Below are 16,549 nucleotides of genomic sequence, written 5' to 3' on the forward strand. Positions count from 1 at the left end.
AATAATTTTGTTATACGCGTTAAAACAGCTACAGTTTTCTGTAAAATTTTGCCTTGCGGTTGCACGCCGGCGCACCGTAAGTAGGTGCCGGACAGCACAAGGAACGAGGTTTCCGGAAGGCGGGGAATCGCTGGCGATGAAGCACAAGACGATGGAGGATTTCGCCCGCTCCTGTGGCGTCTCCAGGCCGACCTTGTCGAAATATTTCGACGATCCGACCAGCGTCAAGCCGGCGACGCGAAAGCGCATCGAGGAAGCGCTGCGCTCGTCCGACTACCAGCCCAATTTGTTCGCGCGCAACCTCAACCGCAAGCGTACCCGCAGCATCGGCATCATGGTGCCGACGGTGGCCGATCCCTTCTATTCGGAGATGGTCAGCCGCATAGAACTCAGGCTGCGCGACGAGGGCTACTGGCCGATCGTGATCTCCTCGCACGGCTCGCGCGAACTCGAAGTGGAGGCAACGCGAACGATCCTGTCGCTGAAAGTCTCCGGCGCGCTGATCGCACCGCTCGGCGTGCGCTCGGACCACCGCACGCTGGAAAAGCTGACGAAGGCGATCCCGGTCGTCTATTTCGACACCTATCTCGAAGGCGGGACGCCGTTCGTCGGCAACAACAACGCACAGAGCGTCTCGACCATCGTCGATTATCTTTGCCGGTCCGGCGGCGCCCCGGTCTATTTCGACATCCCGCATGTCAACCACAACTCGCCGGAACGGCTGGAGAGCTATGTCGCCTCGATGAAGCGGCTCGGGCATGAGCCGGTCGTCATCGGCAACACCGAGGACTACACTTGGGATTTCGAACGGATCGGCTACGAGCAGACGGAAACGATGCTCGACAATGGCGGCCTGGCGGGAAAGACCATCCTGTGCAACAACGACCGCTTGGCCTTTGGCGTGATGGCCGCCGCCTATGCGCGCGGACTCAAGGTCGGCCGCAAGGGCGATTGCGACCTGCGGGTAGCCGCCCATGACGATCATCCACTCAGCCGCTACACCTGCCCCGGTCTCACCACCATGGCGCAGGACTTCGCCTCGATGGCCGGGCGCAGCGTCGAGATGCTGCTGGCGGTGCTTGAGGAGGACTACACGGCGGTCGCACCCAAAGTCAGTCTCGATGCGACGCTGGTGATGCGTCAGTCGGCCTGATCTTTCTCAAAAGCCGAATCGAAGCCGCGCCATGCGGCGACCGCAGCGCCAACAGCCTGTCGCGCTGCCGTGCCATGGCGGCCCATGGAAACAAAACCATGGATCTGGCCTGGCCAACGCCGCAGCACGACCGGCACACCGTCATCTTGCAGACGCCCGGCGTAGGCCTCGCCTTCATCAGCGAGGATGTCGTGACCGGCGATGGCGACGAAGGCTGGCGCCGCGCCGGCGAGGCTTTCCGCCCTGAGTGGCGAGGCGCGCCAGTCGTCGATGTCGGCGGCATAGCGGACATAGTGATCGCGAAACCAGGCCATGGTCGAGGCGGTCAGGCCAAAACCTTCGGCGAAGCGGCGATAGCTGTCCGCCGTCTGCGCGGCATCAGTGTTGGGATAGAACAGCAGCTGCGCGGTCAACGGAATAGGATCGCCCCGCGCGAGAAGACTAAGCACCGTGGCGAGATTGCCGCCGGCGCTGTCGCCGGCAACGGCAATGCGCCGAGCGTCGATGCCGAGATCGCCAGGTGCCTCTTGTATGAAGGAGAGCACGGCGCGGCAATCCTCGACCGCGGCCGGGAATTTGTGCTCCGGCGCCAGCCGGTAGGCGGGCGAAACGACGACGCAAGCCGCCATATTGGCGAACCAGCGGCAGATCTCGTCATGGGAATCGAGATTGCCGATCACCCAGCCGCCGCCATGCAGGTAAAGCAGCGCCGGGGCAGTTGCATCAGGCGCGTCCTGCCCGCGATAGATCCTGAGCGTCAGCGAACCGCCGGGTCCAAGGATGGCGCGCTCAGTGACCGAAGCCACCGGCTCGCGCTCACCCTGCTGGTCCGGAAGGCCTTCTTCGTAGGCACGGCGTGCCTGTTGCGGTGTACCGGTCTCGAATGGCAAGGCGTCGGCCTGCCGGCCGAGCTCGAGCACATGCCGGGCTTCCGGGTCGAGTGGGGACAGGGACGGCGCTGAAGGCGATGTCATCATGGATCTCCCTCCCGGTCAGGCAATCAGACCTGCCGCCTCGTCCTCGCCGAGCAGCGGCGGCTGGTCGACGGTCCCATTGACGGCAATTGAGCCGCGGCTTTCGCCCGAGGCCAGGATCGCCTCCATGATCTCCAGAACATGCAGCGCCAGATCGCCGGAGGCGCGGGGCTTGCGCCCATCGGCCAGCGCCCGCGCAAGATCGGCGACGCCTAGCATGCGGTAGTTGGCGCGGTCGGGTGCGACATAGGGCCAGTTGCGCGCACCGTAGAGTTCGGCCTCGCTGGCGAAATCGGCCCAGTCGTCGCCGCGCGCCGAGAGCGAAACTGTGCCGCCGAATGTGTCGGGATCGGGCAATCGCAGCGAGCCTTCAGTGCCGTGCAGTTCGATCGGATGGTTGGAGTGCTTGAACACGTCCCAGGACGCGCCGAAGGTGATGGTGGCGCCAGAGCGGAACTCCAGCAGGGACAGGATGGTGGTCGGCGTGCCGACCTTGAAGCTGGTGTTCTTGTAAGGACCTTCGGCTGATATCAGCCGTTCCTCCTGGCCGCGCGTCGCCATCGCCATGACGCGCTCGACCGGGCCGAGCAGGTTGACCAGCATCGTCAGGTAGTAAGGGCCCATGTCGAAGACCGGGCCGCCGCCTGGCTGATAGTAGAATTGCGGATTGGGATGCCAGTGCTCCATGCCGCGCCCCATCATGAAGGCGGTGCCGGTCACAGCGCGGCCGATCGCACCCTCATCCATCAGCCGGCGCGCCCGCCGTCCGGCAGCGCCGAGGAAGGTGTCGGGAGCCGAGCCGAGCTGCAACCCGCGCGCCCTCGCCTCTTCGACCAGCCGGCGGCCGTCGGCGGCCGATGTCGCCAAAGGCTTTTCGGTAAAGACGTGCTTTCCCGCCGAAAGCGCCGAAAGCGAAATGTCGAAATGCGCCGCCGGTATCGTCAAATTGAGAACAAGATCGATGTCCGGGTCGGCCAGCAGCGCGTCGACGCCGAGTGCGCGGATGCCATACTCCCTGGCGCGCAGCGCAGCCATATCGGCCGAAATGTCGGCGCAGGCGCTGAGCTCTACCCCGCCGAAGAGAGCCGCATTGCGCAAATAGGTCATCGAGATGTTGCCGCATCCGATGACGCCGACGCCGAGCTTTGTCTTTGATTTTCTGTGCATTTCAGATCGTACCTCTAACGCGGTCATGGTCTGGCTACGGCAAGGTTCATAGTCGAAAGCCGCTATATAACATTTTAAATCTTGACGCGCGTAAAATTTTTATAGAGCATGTGAGAACGCTGGCGCAGCATTGGAGGCCGCCAGCCTTGAGGAGGAGAACATGACTGACATGAAAAACGGCCAACGGCCGATGCGAATCCCGTGGGTCATGCGCGCACTGGATCTTTCCGTCGCGGTAGGAACCGAGACGGGTTCAGGCATAGATCACCTTGGCCCTGATCCTATCAAGCTGGCTGCGTATTGGACCGGGCAGGCCATCGTCGGTGATCACCACATCGACGGCCGACAGCGAAAATGCCTTGGAGGTCCCGCTGACGCCCCATTTGCTCGAATCGGCGAGGAGGACAACGCGCCGGGCCATGCGAACGAGGTTTCGCTTCGTTCGCGCCATGTCTTCGTTCACGTCGACCACATCCAGTGACGAGTCTATCGCATGCGCTCCAACAAAGACCTGATGCGCTACCAAGCCGCCGAGAGCCGTATCGGCATCGGTGATCAGTGTGCTCACCGTGTCGGGATAGACCCGGCCGCCGATCATATGAACGTCGAGCCCGGGACGATGCATAAGGTGCTGCACGATATTCATGGCCGTGGCCGCGACCACGACATTGCTGAGCGGCGGTAACTGCATGGCAAGCTGCATCAATGTCGAGCCGCCGTCGAAGATGACCGATTGGTTGTCCTCGAAGAGGTCTACCGCCGCCCGGGCGATGCGCTTCTTTGCGTCGAGGTTCGCTTGCATCCGCCGGGCGAACGCGGCCGTAGTCGAATCGGTGGTACGGGTCACCGCCCCTCCACGGGTCTTGGTCAGTAGTCCCTTTCGGTCCAGTATCTCGAGGTCGGAGCGCACCGTGACTTCCGACACGCCAAACCCGTCTGACAGGTCCTTCGTGCGAACCTGTCCGCTGCGTTGCACCTCACCCAGGATCGATTGGCGTCTCTGCTCCGACAACATTGCCCTGCCCTTGCCTCCCTGCGCCAAGCAACCGCTCTGGCCTCGGCTCACCTTAGCAAAAATACGCAAATTCGAAAGCTTTCGAAAGATTGTTTTTCTTATTTCTTTCGGAAACACTGGGTCCAGGATTTTGAAATCAAACGATTGGGGAATTTTGCACTCATGAGCCTAGGAACCAAGGTGCGTCTTGCGCGCCTCTTCTCGCATCCATCGGGGAACCTTTTTGGCGGCGCCGTTGACCACTTCGTCGGCTATGGTGACGTGCGCAAAGGCGGCCTTGCCGACCTGCCGGGTGCGCTTGCCCGCGTCATGGCGGGCAGACCCGACTACGTCAGCATCCAGCCTGGCACCGCGCGCCATCTGTGGCCGCAATATGCGGGCAAGGCTTCCCTGGTGATTCAGGCGGGCTGCTTCACTCCGGACGATCGCATCAGCGAGTTGATCGCAACGCCCGAGGATGCGGTGCGCGCCGGGGCCGATGCGTTGGCCGTGGCCATTCCGGTGCGCGGCGCGACCGAGGGCAAATACATACGCTGGCTCACCGATTCGGTAAATGCGGCGGCGCGCTACGGCATGCCTGTGGTGGCGCATATCTACCCACGCGATTTCACCGACGGAGCAAAAATCGTCTTCACCCCCGACGAGATCGCCTATGCGGCGCGCATCGGCTACGAGTCCGGCGTCGACGTGATCAAGATCGGCTACACGGGCGATTTCGAGTCGTTCCGAGAGACCGTCCGGACCTGCCCGGTGCCGGTTGTGATCGCGGGTGGTCCGAAAACCGATACGCTGCTCGGCGCGCTTAAGCAGACGGCGGACGCCATCCGTGCCGGCGCACGCGGTGCCGTGGTAGGCCGCAATCTTTGGGGGCATGGCGATCCGGAGAAGGCTGCGCTTGCCTTTCGGGGCGTCATCCATGACGGCCTTTCGGCGCAAGACGCCCTGGCAAAGGCGGGTGCCTGAACGATGCCCACCGTCCCTTCAATCCTCGGCTTCGGCGCTATTGCGATCGACGACATCGTCTATGTCGATCAGCCGTTGTCGGCGGGCAAGGGGAAGGTTCTGCATAGTGCCCGGTCTTTCGGGGGAAATGTCGCGACGGCGCTAGCCGCCGTCGCACGGCTCGGCGGAAGCGCCGGGTTCGTCGGATGGCTGGGCAGCGCCGCTGACGACGCCGTGCTGCGCGATCTCGTTGCGAGCGGTGTTGAAACCGAATTCGCGCCGCGCCACCCGGACGCGCGCCCGGTGCGCTCGCACATTACCGTCGGCTCGGACGGGGAACGGTTCATCGCGTATGACGACGACGCGATGCTGGGCACCGCGTCGGACTTCCCGGACGAGGTCCTCAGCCGCGCGACTGTCCTGATCGTCGATAGCTACGCGATCCGGTCGCTGGATGTCGTGGCTCGCGCTCGCGATCTCGGCCTTGCCATCCTCGGCGATATCGAATGGAGCTGCGGCCCAGCCACGGAGCGGCTGATCGCGCTCTGCGACCATCTCATTCTTCCCCTCGGCTTTGCACGGACTGCCACAGGGCGCCGATCGCCCGCCGAGATGCTCGATGCATTGTGGTCGCCGTCGCGGTCCGCCGTGGTTCTGACCGATGGCGGCAGGGGCGTGTACTATCGCGGGCGTGAAGAGACAGGTCTCTGGCATCTGCCCCCGCACCGGGTTGTGGTCGTCGACTCGACCGGCGCGGGTGACTGCTTTCATGGCGCCTACGCGCATGCGTTGATGCGCGGAGCCGACACCGCAGGCCGGGTGGCATTCGCGGCCGCGGCGGCGGCCCTCTCGATAACGGGGCGTGGCGGGCGCGAGGCGCTTCCGACCGACGACCAGGTCACGCAACTCCTGGCATCGACGAACGCGCCGCCAGCAGTCGAACTGAAAAATGCGTACGTCGATACTGGAACATAGCCTGAAACTATCCGAGGAGACATTTCGCAGGTGAACATAAGCCGAGGAAAATTATAAGAATCATTGGCTTATACTTGTGGAGGGAGGAAGATGGCAGAAGTCATTCTAGAGAATATCTGCAAAACTTACGGGAACAATTTTCGCGCAATCGACCAATTGAACCTATCGGTCGAGGACGGCGAGTTCTTGATTCTCGTCGGGCCGTCCGGCTGCGGCAAATCCACCGCGTTGCGAATGATCGCGGGATTGGAGGACATCACCAGCGGCAGCCTTCGGATCGGCGGAGTCGACGTCGTCGACATGCCGCCCAAGGACCGCGACATCGCGATGGTCTTCCAGAGCTACGCGCTCTACCCGCATATGACGGTGTTCGAAAACATCGCCTTTTCGATGCGGCTGGCAGGCAAGCCGAAGGCCGAGCGCAAGAAGCGCGTGGACGAGATCGCCAAAACCCTTCAGCTGACGTCTTTGCTGGACAGCAAACCCGCGAACCTGTCAGGCGGACAGCGCCAACGGGTTGCCATGGGCCGCGCCATGGTACGCGAGCCGGCCGCCTTTCTCATGGACGAACCCCTTTCCAACCTCGATGCGAAACTGCGTGTTCAAATGCGCGCCGAAATCACCAGCCTGCAAAAGCAGCTCGGCGTAACGACCATATACGTGACCCACGACCAAATCGAAGCGATGACGATGGGCGACAGGGTCGCGGTGTTGAAGGGCGGCGTGCTGCAGCAGGTCGACACACCCAAGAGACTGTATGAGTCGCCGGTGAATGCCTTCGTCGCCGGCTTCATCGGTTCTCCGTCGATGAACCTTTTCGAAGCGAACCTAAAGGGCGGCGAGCTCGGTTTTCGCGACTTCGCCATCCGATTGCAGGATGCAGCGTTCGTCGGCAGGCCCGCTCTGAGGTCCTATGAGGGGCGCAAGATCGTGTTCGGCATACGGCCCGAGGATCTTTATGACAGCAGCCTGGAATCCGGCCGCAATTATCAGACGATACCCGCAAAGGTGACTTCGATCGAAGAGCTCGGCTCTGAACATATCGTCCACCTGAACATCGACGCGGTCCGGGTGGACTCCGGCGATCCGGACGCAGCGGAGGATTTTGGCCTGGCATCGAACGCGGTGGCGAGATTCGAACCGGCCAGCGCCATCCACTCCGACTCGGAAATCCGGTTGGCCGTGGATGATGCCAAGTTCCATTTCTTCGATCCCGAGACGCATCTGGCGATCTGAATATCTGCAGCAGACCGTAGGCGAGAGGGAGGCGCCTGCGAAAGATACTCGCAAGAAGGCTTCTGAATAAATCAGACGATCGTCCGCATTGTGCGGTCGATCTTGTAGAAGGAGGAGAAAATGATGTTTCGGATACAACCCGCGATGCTGAAAATAGCCGCGGCCGCATGGTTGCTTGGCGCAACCAGCGCCATGGCGGACACGACGCTGGAATTCACCCAATGGTGGGAGCCTGAATTGCCGGCTGGCTCGCTCAGGGCAATCATGGATGACTTCGAAGCCGCAAACCCCGGAATCAAGGTGACATTGGTCAGCGGCCCCTACGCGACCACGCGAGACCAGATCTCGGTTGGTGCCGCAACTGGAACGCTCAGCGACGTCGTCGGTCTCGACGGCGCCTGGGTGAACAATCTGAACGCGCAGAACGCACTCGCCGACATGAATCCGATGATGGATGCGAGTGGTTTCGACAAGAGCCAGGTCGCGGACATCATCAAGGTGGACGGCAAGGCGGTGATGTTTCCCGTGGCTTCCTTCGTCTATCCGGTCTTCGTGAATTTGGACCTCGCCGCCCAGGCAGGCGTGACCAAGCTGCCATCGACCCGTGCGGAGTTTCTCGAAGCCGCCAAGAAGATGACCCACGCCGACAAGAACCAGTATGGCTGGGTGTTGCCCCTGTCGCTGCAAACGCCATCCGGGGTCCAGAACGACATGATGTCTTGGGTTTGGGCTTCGGGTCAGTCGATGATGGCGAACGGCAAGCCCGCTCTCGAGGGCAAGCCGGTGGTGGATATGCTCACCTTCGTCAAATCACTGAACGACGCCGGCACCATCTCGCCCGGCATCGCCACCAAGACCGAGCAGGAAAAGGTCGAGGAATTCGTCAACGACCGCGTCGGGATGATGATCGACTCGCTCGCGCATGTGAACCTCATCCGCAAACGCAACCCCAAGCTGAACTTCGACCTCATCCCGGTCCCGGTCGTAGAAAACTATACCGGCAAGCGAGGCCTTCCCTATGCCTCCTGGGGCATCGGCATCTCTGCTGCCTCGAAACATCAGGAGGAAGCCTGGAAACTCGTCCAATATCTGATGAGTGAAAAGGTGAACGCCAAGCTCGTGTCGCTTGCAAACGCCTTCCCGGGCAACGTCAAAGCCAAACCCGATTTCGTGACCTCGGACAAAGCTTTCGGCAAGGCTTTCGAAATCTTCAAGACCGGTTATCTCGCCAATGAGTTCACGGGCCTGCCGGTGGCTGAAGACCTGATGACCCAGTTCGACGTTCAAGCCCAGAAGATGCTCGCCGGCGAGCAGTCTCCGGAACAAGCTGCAGCCACCGCTCAGAAGGGCTGGATGGCGAAATTCTGATCGGCCTGTTCCCGTTTGCTATGTTCGACCGGGTGGCCTGACTCGGGCAGGCCACCCGGCAACAACGGATCGGCAATTTGAGATGGACCTGTTTCCGAAGCTTACCTTCTCGCTGAAGGCGTATCCCAAGGTTGGCACATGACCCGGCAAAAGCGCTCCCATCACAAGCTGAAACGAGCGGTCGCACCCTACCTCTATCTGTCGCCCTCGCTGCTCATAATCGGGCTTCTGATGCTGCTGCCGATGGTGACGGTGATTGCCTACTCGTTCCAGAACAGCGCGGTGCTGCGTCGTGACCCGTCCTTTGCCGGACTGAAACACTACCAGGCGATCTTCGACGACCCCGTGTTCTGGGCTTCGCTGTGGCACACGCTCTACTTCACATGCATGAGTGTCATTTTCCACATGACCATCGGCATGGCCTTCGCGCTCATGCTGAACAGCGAGCGCATCAATCCGACGCTGCGCAATATTCTACGCGTGCTCTACATACTGCCCTGGCTGTTCACCGCAGTGATTATCGCCGTGATCTGGCGCCTCCTGCTTGAGCCGAACGGCGTCGTGAATAGCATTCTCATGCAAATCGGCATCATCGGTTCTAAGGTCGAATGGTTTTCCTCGCCCGAGACCGCGCTGCACGCCGTCACCTTCGCCAACATCTGGGCGGGCTATCCGCTTTTCATGGTCAGCCTCCTCGCAGGCCTGCAGGGCATTCCCAAGGATTTCTACGAGGCCGCCGATATCGACGGGGCGAAGGCCTACCAGAAACTGATCTTCATCACGATCCCGCAGCTGATGCCGATCATCATCAGCATCTCGCTGCTGGATTTCATCTGGACCATGCAGGTCTTTCCATTGATCTGGATAACGACGGGCGGCGGTCCGATTTACTCGACCGAGGTCCTCAGCACCTACACGTACAAGCTGGCGTTTTCGAGCTACAATCTGTCGCAGGCGTCTGCGAGCGCCGTGGTCATCCTGCTGATCTCCCTCGGCCTGACGCTGTTCTACATCCGCTATCAAAAGGCTCGGTAGTCACCATGAGGAAAAGGCACACGCCGAAAGACCGGCTGATCACCGTCGCGCTGCATGTCGCGCTTGCCGCAGGGCTCTTTTTCGCGGCCTTCCCGATCTACTGGATGCTGAGCAGCTCGTTCAAGTCGAATACCGAAATCTTTGCCCTGCCACCAACCGTCCTGCCGAAGGCCTTCACGCTGGAAGCGTATGCGGCCATCCTTGGCGACCCGGTAAAGCTGCGCTTCTTCTTCAACAGCTACTTCGTGGCCGGGGCGGTGACCGTGCTGACGGTGCTGATCGCCTTGCTGGCGGCCTATGGGTTCAGCCGTTTCAATTTCCGCGGCAAGGGCAGCCTCAACACACTCATCATCAGCACGCAGACGATCCCGCCGATCACGCTTTTGATCCCCTTCTTCGGGCTTGTCGTCTCGTATGGCATCTTCGACACCTACGTCGCACTGATCCTGACTTACCTGGTGTTTACGCTGCCCTACGCGATCCTGCTGATGACGGGATATCTGAACACCTTGCCCCGCGATCTCGATGAAGCGGTGGCTGTCGACGGCGGCAGCAGCTGGACCGCACTCTGGCGGGTGATCGTCCCGATTTCACTGCCTGGTATCGTGGCGACGTCGGTCTACACCTTCCTGTTGTGCTGGAACGAATTTCTCTTTGCGCTGACGCTGACGAAGTCAACGTCCATGCGCACCGTCCCGATCGGTATCCAGCTGTTGATGGGGCAGCACGCCTTCGAATGGAACCAGATGATGGCAATGAGCGTGCTCGGCTCGCTACCGCTCTTGCTCATCTACCTCGTTGCCCAGAGGTTCTTCCTCGCCGGTATGACCGCCGGCTCGGTCAAGTAGGATGTCCCTCCCACGGAGAACTGATGGAGTAGGCCGCGCATCGAAATCGATGGATTGGACCTTCTCTGCTGGCAGCCGATATCGCCGCGGACACGGGCGTCGTCACAGCGCCGCTGATCGTGCTGATGCTGTTCTTCCAGCGCCACATCATCGAAGGGCCTTCGCAGGTGAAATCAAGGAATGAAAGGATGAACGTGAAAGACCTCAAAGTCGGCTGCCAGACCTTCACCTGGGAAATGCTCGGAGACCGTTTTGCCGGCGGCCCCGACGACCTGCTCAAAGCGATCGCCGATGGCGGCTATGCCGGCATCGAGATCACCGACACGATGATCGGCCGCTATGTCGGCAAGCCGGCGGAGTTCGCGACGGCGCTGAAGACATCCGGCCTCACGCTCGTCTCCTTCGCCTTCGGTTCGAATAGCGGCTTCACACTCAAGGAGAAGATCGGCGCCGATCTTGAGACCGCCAGGCGCTGGATCGATTTCGCCGCCGCCTTTCCGGGCGCGCTGGTCTCCATGGGCTCGGCCACCGTCGTGTCGGACGGTCCGCGCGACGACAAGTTCGCCATTGCGGCCGAGGTCTACAACAAGGCTGGTGAACTCGGCCGCAAGGCCGGTGTCCAGGTCGCGGTGCATCCGAGCTCGCACCACAACACGCTGCTCTACGACCGCGCCGATTACGACCGTATCTTCGGGCTGCTCGATGCCTCGCTGGTCGGCTGGGTGCCGGACACGGGCCATATTTTGCGCGGCCACAAGGACATGGCCGACACGCTCACCACCTATCGCGATCGCATCCGCTACGTGCACCTGAAGGATGTCGATGCGAGCGGCACCTGGGCGATGCTCGGCAAGGGCGTCTGCGACACGGCGAAAGTGATAGAGATCACTAGCGCGGCGCCCAACTTCAACGGCTGGCTGGTGCTGGAGGAGGAATCCGAAACCGCCGCCGCCGATCCGGCCGGAGCGGTCAAGACCAACCGCCAGACCATGCGCGGCTACGGAGCCTGAGAAAATGATCCGCAAGAAAGACCGTCGTCTTCGTGTCGGTGTGCTCGGCTGCGGGCCGATCGCTCAATTCGCGCATCTGGAATCCTGCGTGAAGGCGAGCAATGCCGATCTCTACGCGATCTGCGACGCAGCACCCGATCTGCTCGCACGTATGGGCGCGAGCTACGAGCCGCAGAAGATGTATGGCGACTATGACGCGATGCTCGCCGACCCTGCGCTGGAAGCGGTGATCGTCGCCACCTCGGACGCCTATCACGTGCCGATGTCGATCAAGGCGCTGGAATCCGGCAAGCACGTGCTATGCGAAAAGCCGATCGGCGTCTCGGTCGAGGAAGGTGAAGAGCTGGCCGATGCGGTCAGGCGTTCCGGCAAGGTGCTGCAGGTCGGGCATATGAAGCGCTTCGATCCGGCGCTCGAGGCAGCGCGCGATTTCGTGCGCGAAGAGATGGGCGAGATCCTGGCGCTGAAGGCCTGGTACTGTGACTCAACCCATCGCTACACCAACACCGACGCGGTGCAGCCGCTGCCCGTCACCAGCAAGCTGGCGCGCAAGCCGGCCGGCAACCCGAAGGCGGATCCCAGACAGTATTTCATGCTGGCGCATGGCTCGCACCTCGTCGATACGGCGCGCTTCCTGTGCGGCGAGATCACTGCCGTGCGCGCCCGCCTCAACGAGAAATTCGGCGCCTATTGCTGGTTCGTCGAGACCGAGTTCGCCAATGGCGCGCTCGGCCATCTCGACCTCACCGTCGCCGTGCGCATGGACTGGCACGAGGGTTTTCAGCTCTATGGCGAGAACGGCTCGGTGATCGCGAAGACCTTCAATCCCTGGTACTTCCGGGCGAGTGAAGTCGACATTTTTCACGAGAAGGACGCCACCTCGCGAAAGCCGCTCGGCGCTGACGGCCATTTCTTCCGCCGCCAGCTCGAAAGCCTCGCTGAGACGGTGCTCGACGGCAAGCCTATGCGCGGCGCCAATGTCGACGACGGGCTCGCCTCGATCCGCGCGATGGTGGCGATCGCGCGCTCGGTCGAGAGCGGCGAACGCGTCGAGATCGCCAGCGTGACGGGAGCGGTCTGATGCAGATCGGGGTGTTCGCCAAGACCTTCCCGGGCAGCGAGCCGGCCGGCGTGCTGGCGTCGGTCCATGACGCGGGTTTTGCGGTCACCCAATTCAATCTCGCATGCGCCGGCCTGCCGTCGATGCCGGATGATGTTCCCGCAGCGGCGATCCAGGCAATCGATGCCGCAATCGACAGCTCCGGCGTCGGTCTCGTGGCGCTGTCCGGCACCTACAACATGGCGCATCCGGACAAGCAGGTACGCGACGATGGCTTGCGTCGGCTGGCGGTGGTGATCGAAGCCGCCGCAAGGCTTTCCACGCCGCTCGTCACGCTCTGCACCGGAACGCGCAATCGTGACGACCAATGGGCGCACCATCCTGACAATGCCGATCCCTCGGCATGGACCGACATGGCGGTCGAGATGGAAAAGGCGCTCGAACTCGCCGAGCGTCACGGTGTCGATCTTGGGATCGAGCCCGAACAGGCCAACATCGTCACCTCCGCCCCTGACGCGATGCGGCTCATCGCCGAGATGGGTTCGAAGCGGCTGCGCATCGTGCTCGATCCGGCAAACCTGTTCGAACAGGCGGATGCCGCGCAGGCGCGCGCCATGGTTGCGGCTGCAGTCGAGCGCACGGCAAGCCATGTCGTCATGGCCCATGCCAAGGACCGTTTCGCCGACGGCCGCTTTGCCACCGCCGGGCAAGGCGTCGTCGACTTCGCCGACTTCATCGCCCGGCTGAAGGCGACAGGTTTCGACGGGCCGTTGGTGACGCATGGGCTTTCGGCCGAGGAAGCGCCCGGCGTCGCCCGTTTCCTCAAGGGGCTGCTGTGATGGCGCGCCCGACGATCCTGCTCCGCGAAGGCGCCGCGCTTCGGGTTTCCGATACGGGCGACGGGCTGGCGGTCGTCTTTCAGCACGGGCTGGGTGGCGGCGAGGCGCAGGTTGCGCAGACCTTCCCCACAGGCTTTCGTCGCATCACGCTCGAATGCCGCGGCCATGGCGGCTCCGGCCTTGGCGAGCGCCGGCCATTTTCGTTCGAGATGTTCGCCGACGATGTGCTCGCGGCCGCCGACCAGGCCGGCCTCGACCGCTTCGTTGCCGGCGGCGTCTCGATGGGTGCCGCGATCGCGCTCCGCCTCGCCTGCCGCCATCCCGACCGCGTCGCCGCGCTGGTGCTGGTGCGGCCGGCGTGGACGTTCACGGCAGCACCGGTGAACATGCAGCCTATAACCGAGGTCGCCGAACTCATCCTCGACCGTGGCGCCGAGAGCGCGCGGAGTATCTTCGCGCAATCCGAGACGGCGACGCGGCTTTGCCGCGAGGCGCCCGACAACCTGTCCTCGCTGTTCGGCTATTTCGACCGGCCGGACGCCCACGCCTTTGCGCAGGTGCTCGCCAACATCGCCGCCGACGGGCCCGGGATTTCCGAGCGCGACGCCGCCGCCCTGCGCATCCCGACGCTGGCCATTGGCAACGCCAGCGACGCGGTCCACCCGCTGTCGGCCGCCTATACGCTCGCCGCAGTCATCCCCAATGCGATCTTCGCCGAGATCACCCCCAAGGCGCTCGACAGCGCCAGGCATTTCACCGAATTACACGCCGAGATCTCGGCCTTCCTTCACGCCCACTCGAACGTCCGGAGCCTCATTCCGTCATGACCAGCAAATCTCTCTCAGGCCCCGCCGCGATAGCCGCTCTGCCGCGCAACCGGCTGCTCGGCGAATTCTCGCTGTGGTCGGCCGATCTCGCCAATATGGAGCGCGACCTGAAGCGCATCGAGGCCCATGCCGATCTGCATCACGTCGACGTCGCCGACGCCCGCTTCACCCCCGGCTTGCTGTTCTTCCCGGATCTGGTGGCGCGCATCGCCAAGCTGACGGCGAAGCCGATCCATGTGCATCTGATGGTCGAGGCCGAAATCGTCGAGGCGCAGACGCGGCAGTTCATCGAGGCCGGCGCCGACCTCATCACCATCCATGCCGAGAATGGCGAGGCGGGCTTGCGCGCCGTCAAGCTGGCGCATGAGCTCGGCGCCGAGGCCGGCGTCGTGCTCAGGCTGGAGACGCCGGTCGCGGCAATCGTGCCTTTCCTGCCCGAGGTCGCGTTCGTCACGCTTCTCGGCACCTTGATCGGCGTCAAGGGCCAGAGCCTGTCCGAGCAGGCCTACCCGCGTCTCATCGAGGCGCGCGCGCTGATCAGGAAAGCCGGCCGCGAGGCCGACATCGTGCTCGCCGCCGATGGCGGCATCCGCCATGGGACGGTGCCGCTGCTGCGCGCCGCCGGCGCCGACACCGTGGTGCTGGGCTCGCTCGCCTTCGGTGACCCTGACCTTGCGCAACGCATCGCCTGGCTGCACGGGCTGAAAGCAGCCGCCTGATGAGCACGCTTGCGCTTGCCTTCGATCTCGGCGGCACGGAGCTGCGCGGCGCGCTGGTCGAGCGCGGTGGCGACGTCGTCGCCCGCGTCTCGGCGCCGACGCTTGCCGTCGCAGGATCGGAGGCGGTGATCGGCCAAATCATCACGCTGGCGGACATGTTGCTCAAGGAGCATCCACAAGCGAAAGTCACCGGTATCGGCATGTGTGCGCCCGGCCCGCTCGACCCCAAGGCGGGCATCGTCATCGGGCCGCCGACACTGGCCGGCTGGCACAATGTGCCGCTGATCGACATCCTCAGCCGGCAGTTCGGCCTGCCGGTGCGGCTGGAGAACGACGCCAATGCGGCGGCCCTCGGCGAATGGCGCTTCGGCGCCGGCCGCGGCACCGGATCGCTGGTATTCGTGACCGTGTCGACCGGCATTGGCGGCGGCGTCATCGCCGACGGCCACATCTATCACGGCAGGCGCGGGCTGGCGGCCGAGATCGGCCACATGACCATCACCGGCGAAGGCGACCGCTGCTTCTGCGGCGCCCTCGGCTGCTTCGAGGCGGTCGCCTCCGGTACGGCGCTCGGACGCCGGGCGACACGGCTGACCGCGCCGGGCGACGGCTCGCTGCTTCGGCGGCTGTCCAACAATGGCGACGTCTCGGCGCGACACGTCGTCGAGGCCGCGCGGACGGGTGATGCGGCGGCTCGCCATCTGGTCGAGGCGGAAGCCAAGTGGCTCGGCATCGGCTTCACCAACCTCCTGCATCTCTATTCGCCCGACTTGATCGTGATGGGCGGCGGCCTTTCCAACGGCTTCGACCTCCTGGCGCCGACGATCCGGGCGACCGTCGAGGAGCGCGCCATGCAAGCCTATCGCGACGTGCCGATCGTGCTGGCCGAGCTCGGCGAGCGGGCGGGCCTGGTCGGTGCGGCGAGCCTGATCCTGTGGGAGGGCGAACCCGGCACGGCGCTGGCGATGGTGCAGGACGACGAGCCGAAAACCGGGGCCAGGGAGGTAAGCCAAGGCTGAGCTCAAGCTTCGCAGTGCGCGCAGATCCTATGGAGCCGCCAAGATCATCAAGGGCATCGACCTCGACGTCGAGGACCGCCAATTCATCGTCTTCGTAGACCCGTCCGATTGAGGGAAGTCCACGCTCCCGCGCATGATCGCCGGGCTGGAAAGGATCAGCGCAGGCGACCTCATGATCGACGGTGCGCGCCAACGACATCGACCCGTCCGCGCGTGGGTGTTCCAGCCCTATGCGGCCTATCCGCATATGAGCGTGGCCGAAAATAGGGGGCTTCGCACTGAAGATCGCTGGGATGCCGCCGCAGGAGCGGGAGCGCAAGGTGAAGGAGGCGGCCGACGTATCCGGAATGGTGGCCCCTGGC

16 protein-coding genes are annotated in these 16,549 nt (G+C 63.2%); 13 read left to right on the forward strand and 3 right to left on the reverse strand.

The window, feature by feature from the left end; genetic code table 11:
- Window positions 1-130 precede the first annotated feature (130 nt).
- A complete protein-coding gene (locus NKI08_RS26820) occupies window positions 131-1,153 on the forward strand; it encodes a LacI family DNA-binding transcriptional regulator (RefSeq protein ID WP_352773914.1) in 1,023 nt (340 codons plus the stop codon).
- Here NKI08_RS26820 and NKI08_RS26825 read toward each other — a convergent pair.
- The 3 genes from NKI08_RS26825 to NKI08_RS26835 form a co-directional block, all read right to left on the reverse strand.
- Window positions 1,141-2,127: an alpha/beta hydrolase gene (locus tag NKI08_RS26825; protein WP_352616379.1), complete on the reverse strand. Its 987-nt coding sequence runs from the start codon at window positions 2,125-2,127 to the stop codon at window positions 1,141-1,143. The two genes, NKI08_RS26820 and NKI08_RS26825, sit on opposite strands and share 13 nt — an antisense overlap.
- Window positions 2,128-2,145: 18 nt before the next feature.
- Window positions 2,146-3,294: a Gfo/Idh/MocA family protein gene (locus NKI08_RS26830; protein WP_352542653.1), complete on the reverse strand. Its 1,149-nt coding sequence runs from the start codon at window positions 3,292-3,294 to the stop codon at window positions 2,146-2,148.
- A gap of 253 nt (window positions 3,295-3,547) precedes the next feature.
- Entirely contained in the window at window positions 3,548-4,309 is a 762-nt protein-coding gene (locus tag NKI08_RS26835) for a DeoR/GlpR family DNA-binding transcription regulator (protein WP_352501408.1), read from the reverse strand.
- Between the two features lie 162 nt (window positions 4,310-4,471).
- Here NKI08_RS26835 and NKI08_RS26840 point away from each other — a divergent pair, with 162 nt between their 5' ends.
- The 12 genes from NKI08_RS26840 to NKI08_RS26895 all read left to right on the forward strand — a co-directional run bounded on the left by NKI08_RS26840 (window position 4,472) and on the right by NKI08_RS26895 (window position 16,187).
- Window positions 4,472-5,272 carry a beta/alpha barrel domain-containing protein gene (locus NKI08_RS26840; protein ID WP_352773916.1) on the forward strand — a complete coding sequence of 267 codons (801 nt, stop codon included), beginning with the start codon at window positions 4,472-4,474 and terminating at the stop codon, window positions 5,270-5,272.
- A 3-nt stretch (window positions 5,273-5,275) separates the two neighbouring features.
- Complete coding sequence (locus NKI08_RS26845) at window positions 5,276-6,226, forward strand: PfkB family carbohydrate kinase (RefSeq protein ID WP_352773591.1); 951 nt, start codon at window positions 5,276-5,278, stop codon at window positions 6,224-6,226.
- Window positions 6,227-6,316: 90 nt separating this feature from the next.
- Window positions 6,317-7,462: an ABC transporter ATP-binding protein gene (locus NKI08_RS26850; protein ID WP_352773594.1), complete on the forward strand. Its 1,146-nt coding sequence runs from the start codon at window positions 6,317-6,319 to the stop codon at window positions 7,460-7,462.
- Between the two features lie 120 nt (window positions 7,463-7,582).
- Complete coding sequence (locus NKI08_RS26855; protein ID WP_352773597.1) at window positions 7,583-8,830, forward strand: ABC transporter substrate-binding protein; 1,248 nt, start codon at window positions 7,583-7,585, stop codon at window positions 8,828-8,830.
- 138 nt (window positions 8,831-8,968) lie between these two features.
- On the forward strand, window positions 8,969-9,865 hold the full coding sequence (locus NKI08_RS26860; protein ID WP_352501412.1) for a carbohydrate ABC transporter permease: 897 nt from the start codon (window positions 8,969-8,971) through the stop codon (window positions 9,863-9,865).
- A 5-nt stretch (window positions 9,866-9,870) separates the two neighbouring features.
- Entirely contained in the window at window positions 9,871-10,713 is an 843-nt protein-coding gene (locus NKI08_RS26865; RefSeq protein WP_192254565.1) for a carbohydrate ABC transporter permease, read from the forward strand.
- A gap of 188 nt (window positions 10,714-10,901) precedes the next feature.
- Entirely contained in the window at window positions 10,902-11,723 is an 822-nt protein-coding gene (locus NKI08_RS26870; RefSeq protein WP_352773601.1) for a sugar phosphate isomerase/epimerase family protein, read from the forward strand.
- Window positions 11,724-11,727: 4 nt separating this feature from the next.
- On the forward strand, window positions 11,728-12,804 hold the full coding sequence (locus tag NKI08_RS26875; protein WP_352773604.1) for a Gfo/Idh/MocA family protein: 1,077 nt from the start codon (window positions 11,728-11,730) through the stop codon (window positions 12,802-12,804).
- On the forward strand, window positions 12,804-13,622 hold the full coding sequence (locus NKI08_RS26880) for a sugar phosphate isomerase/epimerase family protein (RefSeq protein WP_352773607.1): 819 nt from the start codon (window positions 12,804-12,806) through the stop codon (window positions 13,620-13,622). Before NKI08_RS26875 ends, NKI08_RS26880 begins: the two co-directional genes overlap by 1 nt.
- Window positions 13,622-14,449: an alpha/beta fold hydrolase gene (locus NKI08_RS26885; RefSeq protein ID WP_352773610.1), complete on the forward strand. Its 828-nt coding sequence runs from the start codon at window positions 13,622-13,624 to the stop codon at window positions 14,447-14,449. The genes NKI08_RS26880 and NKI08_RS26885 overlap by 1 nt, the downstream gene beginning before the upstream one ends.
- Window positions 14,446-15,168, forward strand: coding sequence for a ribulose-phosphate 3-epimerase (locus NKI08_RS26890; protein WP_352773613.1), 723 nt, complete (start codon window positions 14,446-14,448; stop codon window positions 15,166-15,168). Before NKI08_RS26885 ends, NKI08_RS26890 begins: the two co-directional genes overlap by 4 nt.
- Window positions 15,168-16,187 carry an ROK family protein gene (locus NKI08_RS26895; RefSeq protein WP_352773616.1) on the forward strand — a complete coding sequence of 340 codons (1,020 nt, stop codon included), beginning with the start codon at window positions 15,168-15,170 and terminating at the stop codon, window positions 16,185-16,187. Before NKI08_RS26890 ends, NKI08_RS26895 begins: the two co-directional genes overlap by 1 nt.
- The last annotated feature ends 362 nt before the right edge of the window (window positions 16,188-16,549 follow it).

This window comes from Mesorhizobium sp. M0768 (genome assembly GCF_040320195.1).
Lineage (GTDB): Bacteria > Pseudomonadota > Alphaproteobacteria > Rhizobiales > Rhizobiaceae > Mesorhizobium.

Coding starts and splice junctions, on each gene's coding strand:
- NKI08_RS26835 (WP_352501408.1), bottom strand. CDS start 4,309: ATGTTGTCGGAGCAGAGACGCCAATCGATCCTGGGTGAGGTGCAACGC.
- NKI08_RS26870 (WP_352773601.1), top strand. CDS start 10,902: ATGAACGTGAAAGACCTCAAAGTCGGCTGCCAGACCTTCACCTGGGAA.
- NKI08_RS26850 (WP_352773594.1), top strand. CDS start 6,317: ATGGCAGAAGTCATTCTAGAGAATATCTGCAAAACTTACGGGAACAAT.
- NKI08_RS26825 (WP_352616379.1), bottom strand. CDS start 2,127: ATGACATCGCCTTCAGCGCCGTCCCTGTCCCCACTCGACCCGGAAGCC.
- NKI08_RS26875 (WP_352773604.1), top strand. CDS start 11,728: ATGATCCGCAAGAAAGACCGTCGTCTTCGTGTCGGTGTGCTCGGCTGC.
- NKI08_RS26840 (WP_352773916.1), top strand. CDS start 4,472: ATGAGCCTAGGAACCAAGGTGCGTCTTGCGCGCCTCTTCTCGCATCCA.
- NKI08_RS26860 (WP_352501412.1), top strand. CDS start 8,969: ATGACCCGGCAAAAGCGCTCCCATCACAAGCTGAAACGAGCGGTCGCA.
- NKI08_RS26890 (WP_352773613.1), top strand. CDS start 14,446: ATGACCAGCAAATCTCTCTCAGGCCCCGCCGCGATAGCCGCTCTGCCG.
- NKI08_RS26855 (WP_352773597.1), top strand. CDS start 7,583: ATGATGTTTCGGATACAACCCGCGATGCTGAAAATAGCCGCGGCCGCA.
- NKI08_RS26895 (WP_352773616.1), top strand. CDS start 15,168: ATGAGCACGCTTGCGCTTGCCTTCGATCTCGGCGGCACGGAGCTGCGC.
- NKI08_RS26885 (WP_352773610.1), top strand. CDS start 13,622: ATGGCGCGCCCGACGATCCTGCTCCGCGAAGGCGCCGCGCTTCGGGTT.
- NKI08_RS26880 (WP_352773607.1), top strand. CDS start 12,804: ATGCAGATCGGGGTGTTCGCCAAGACCTTCCCGGGCAGCGAGCCGGCC.
- NKI08_RS26830 (WP_352542653.1), bottom strand. CDS start 3,294: ATGCACAGAAAATCAAAGACAAAGCTCGGCGTCGGCGTCATCGGATGC.
- NKI08_RS26865 (WP_192254565.1), top strand. CDS start 9,871: ATGAGGAAAAGGCACACGCCGAAAGACCGGCTGATCACCGTCGCGCTG.
- NKI08_RS26845 (WP_352773591.1), top strand. CDS start 5,276: ATGCCCACCGTCCCTTCAATCCTCGGCTTCGGCGCTATTGCGATCGAC.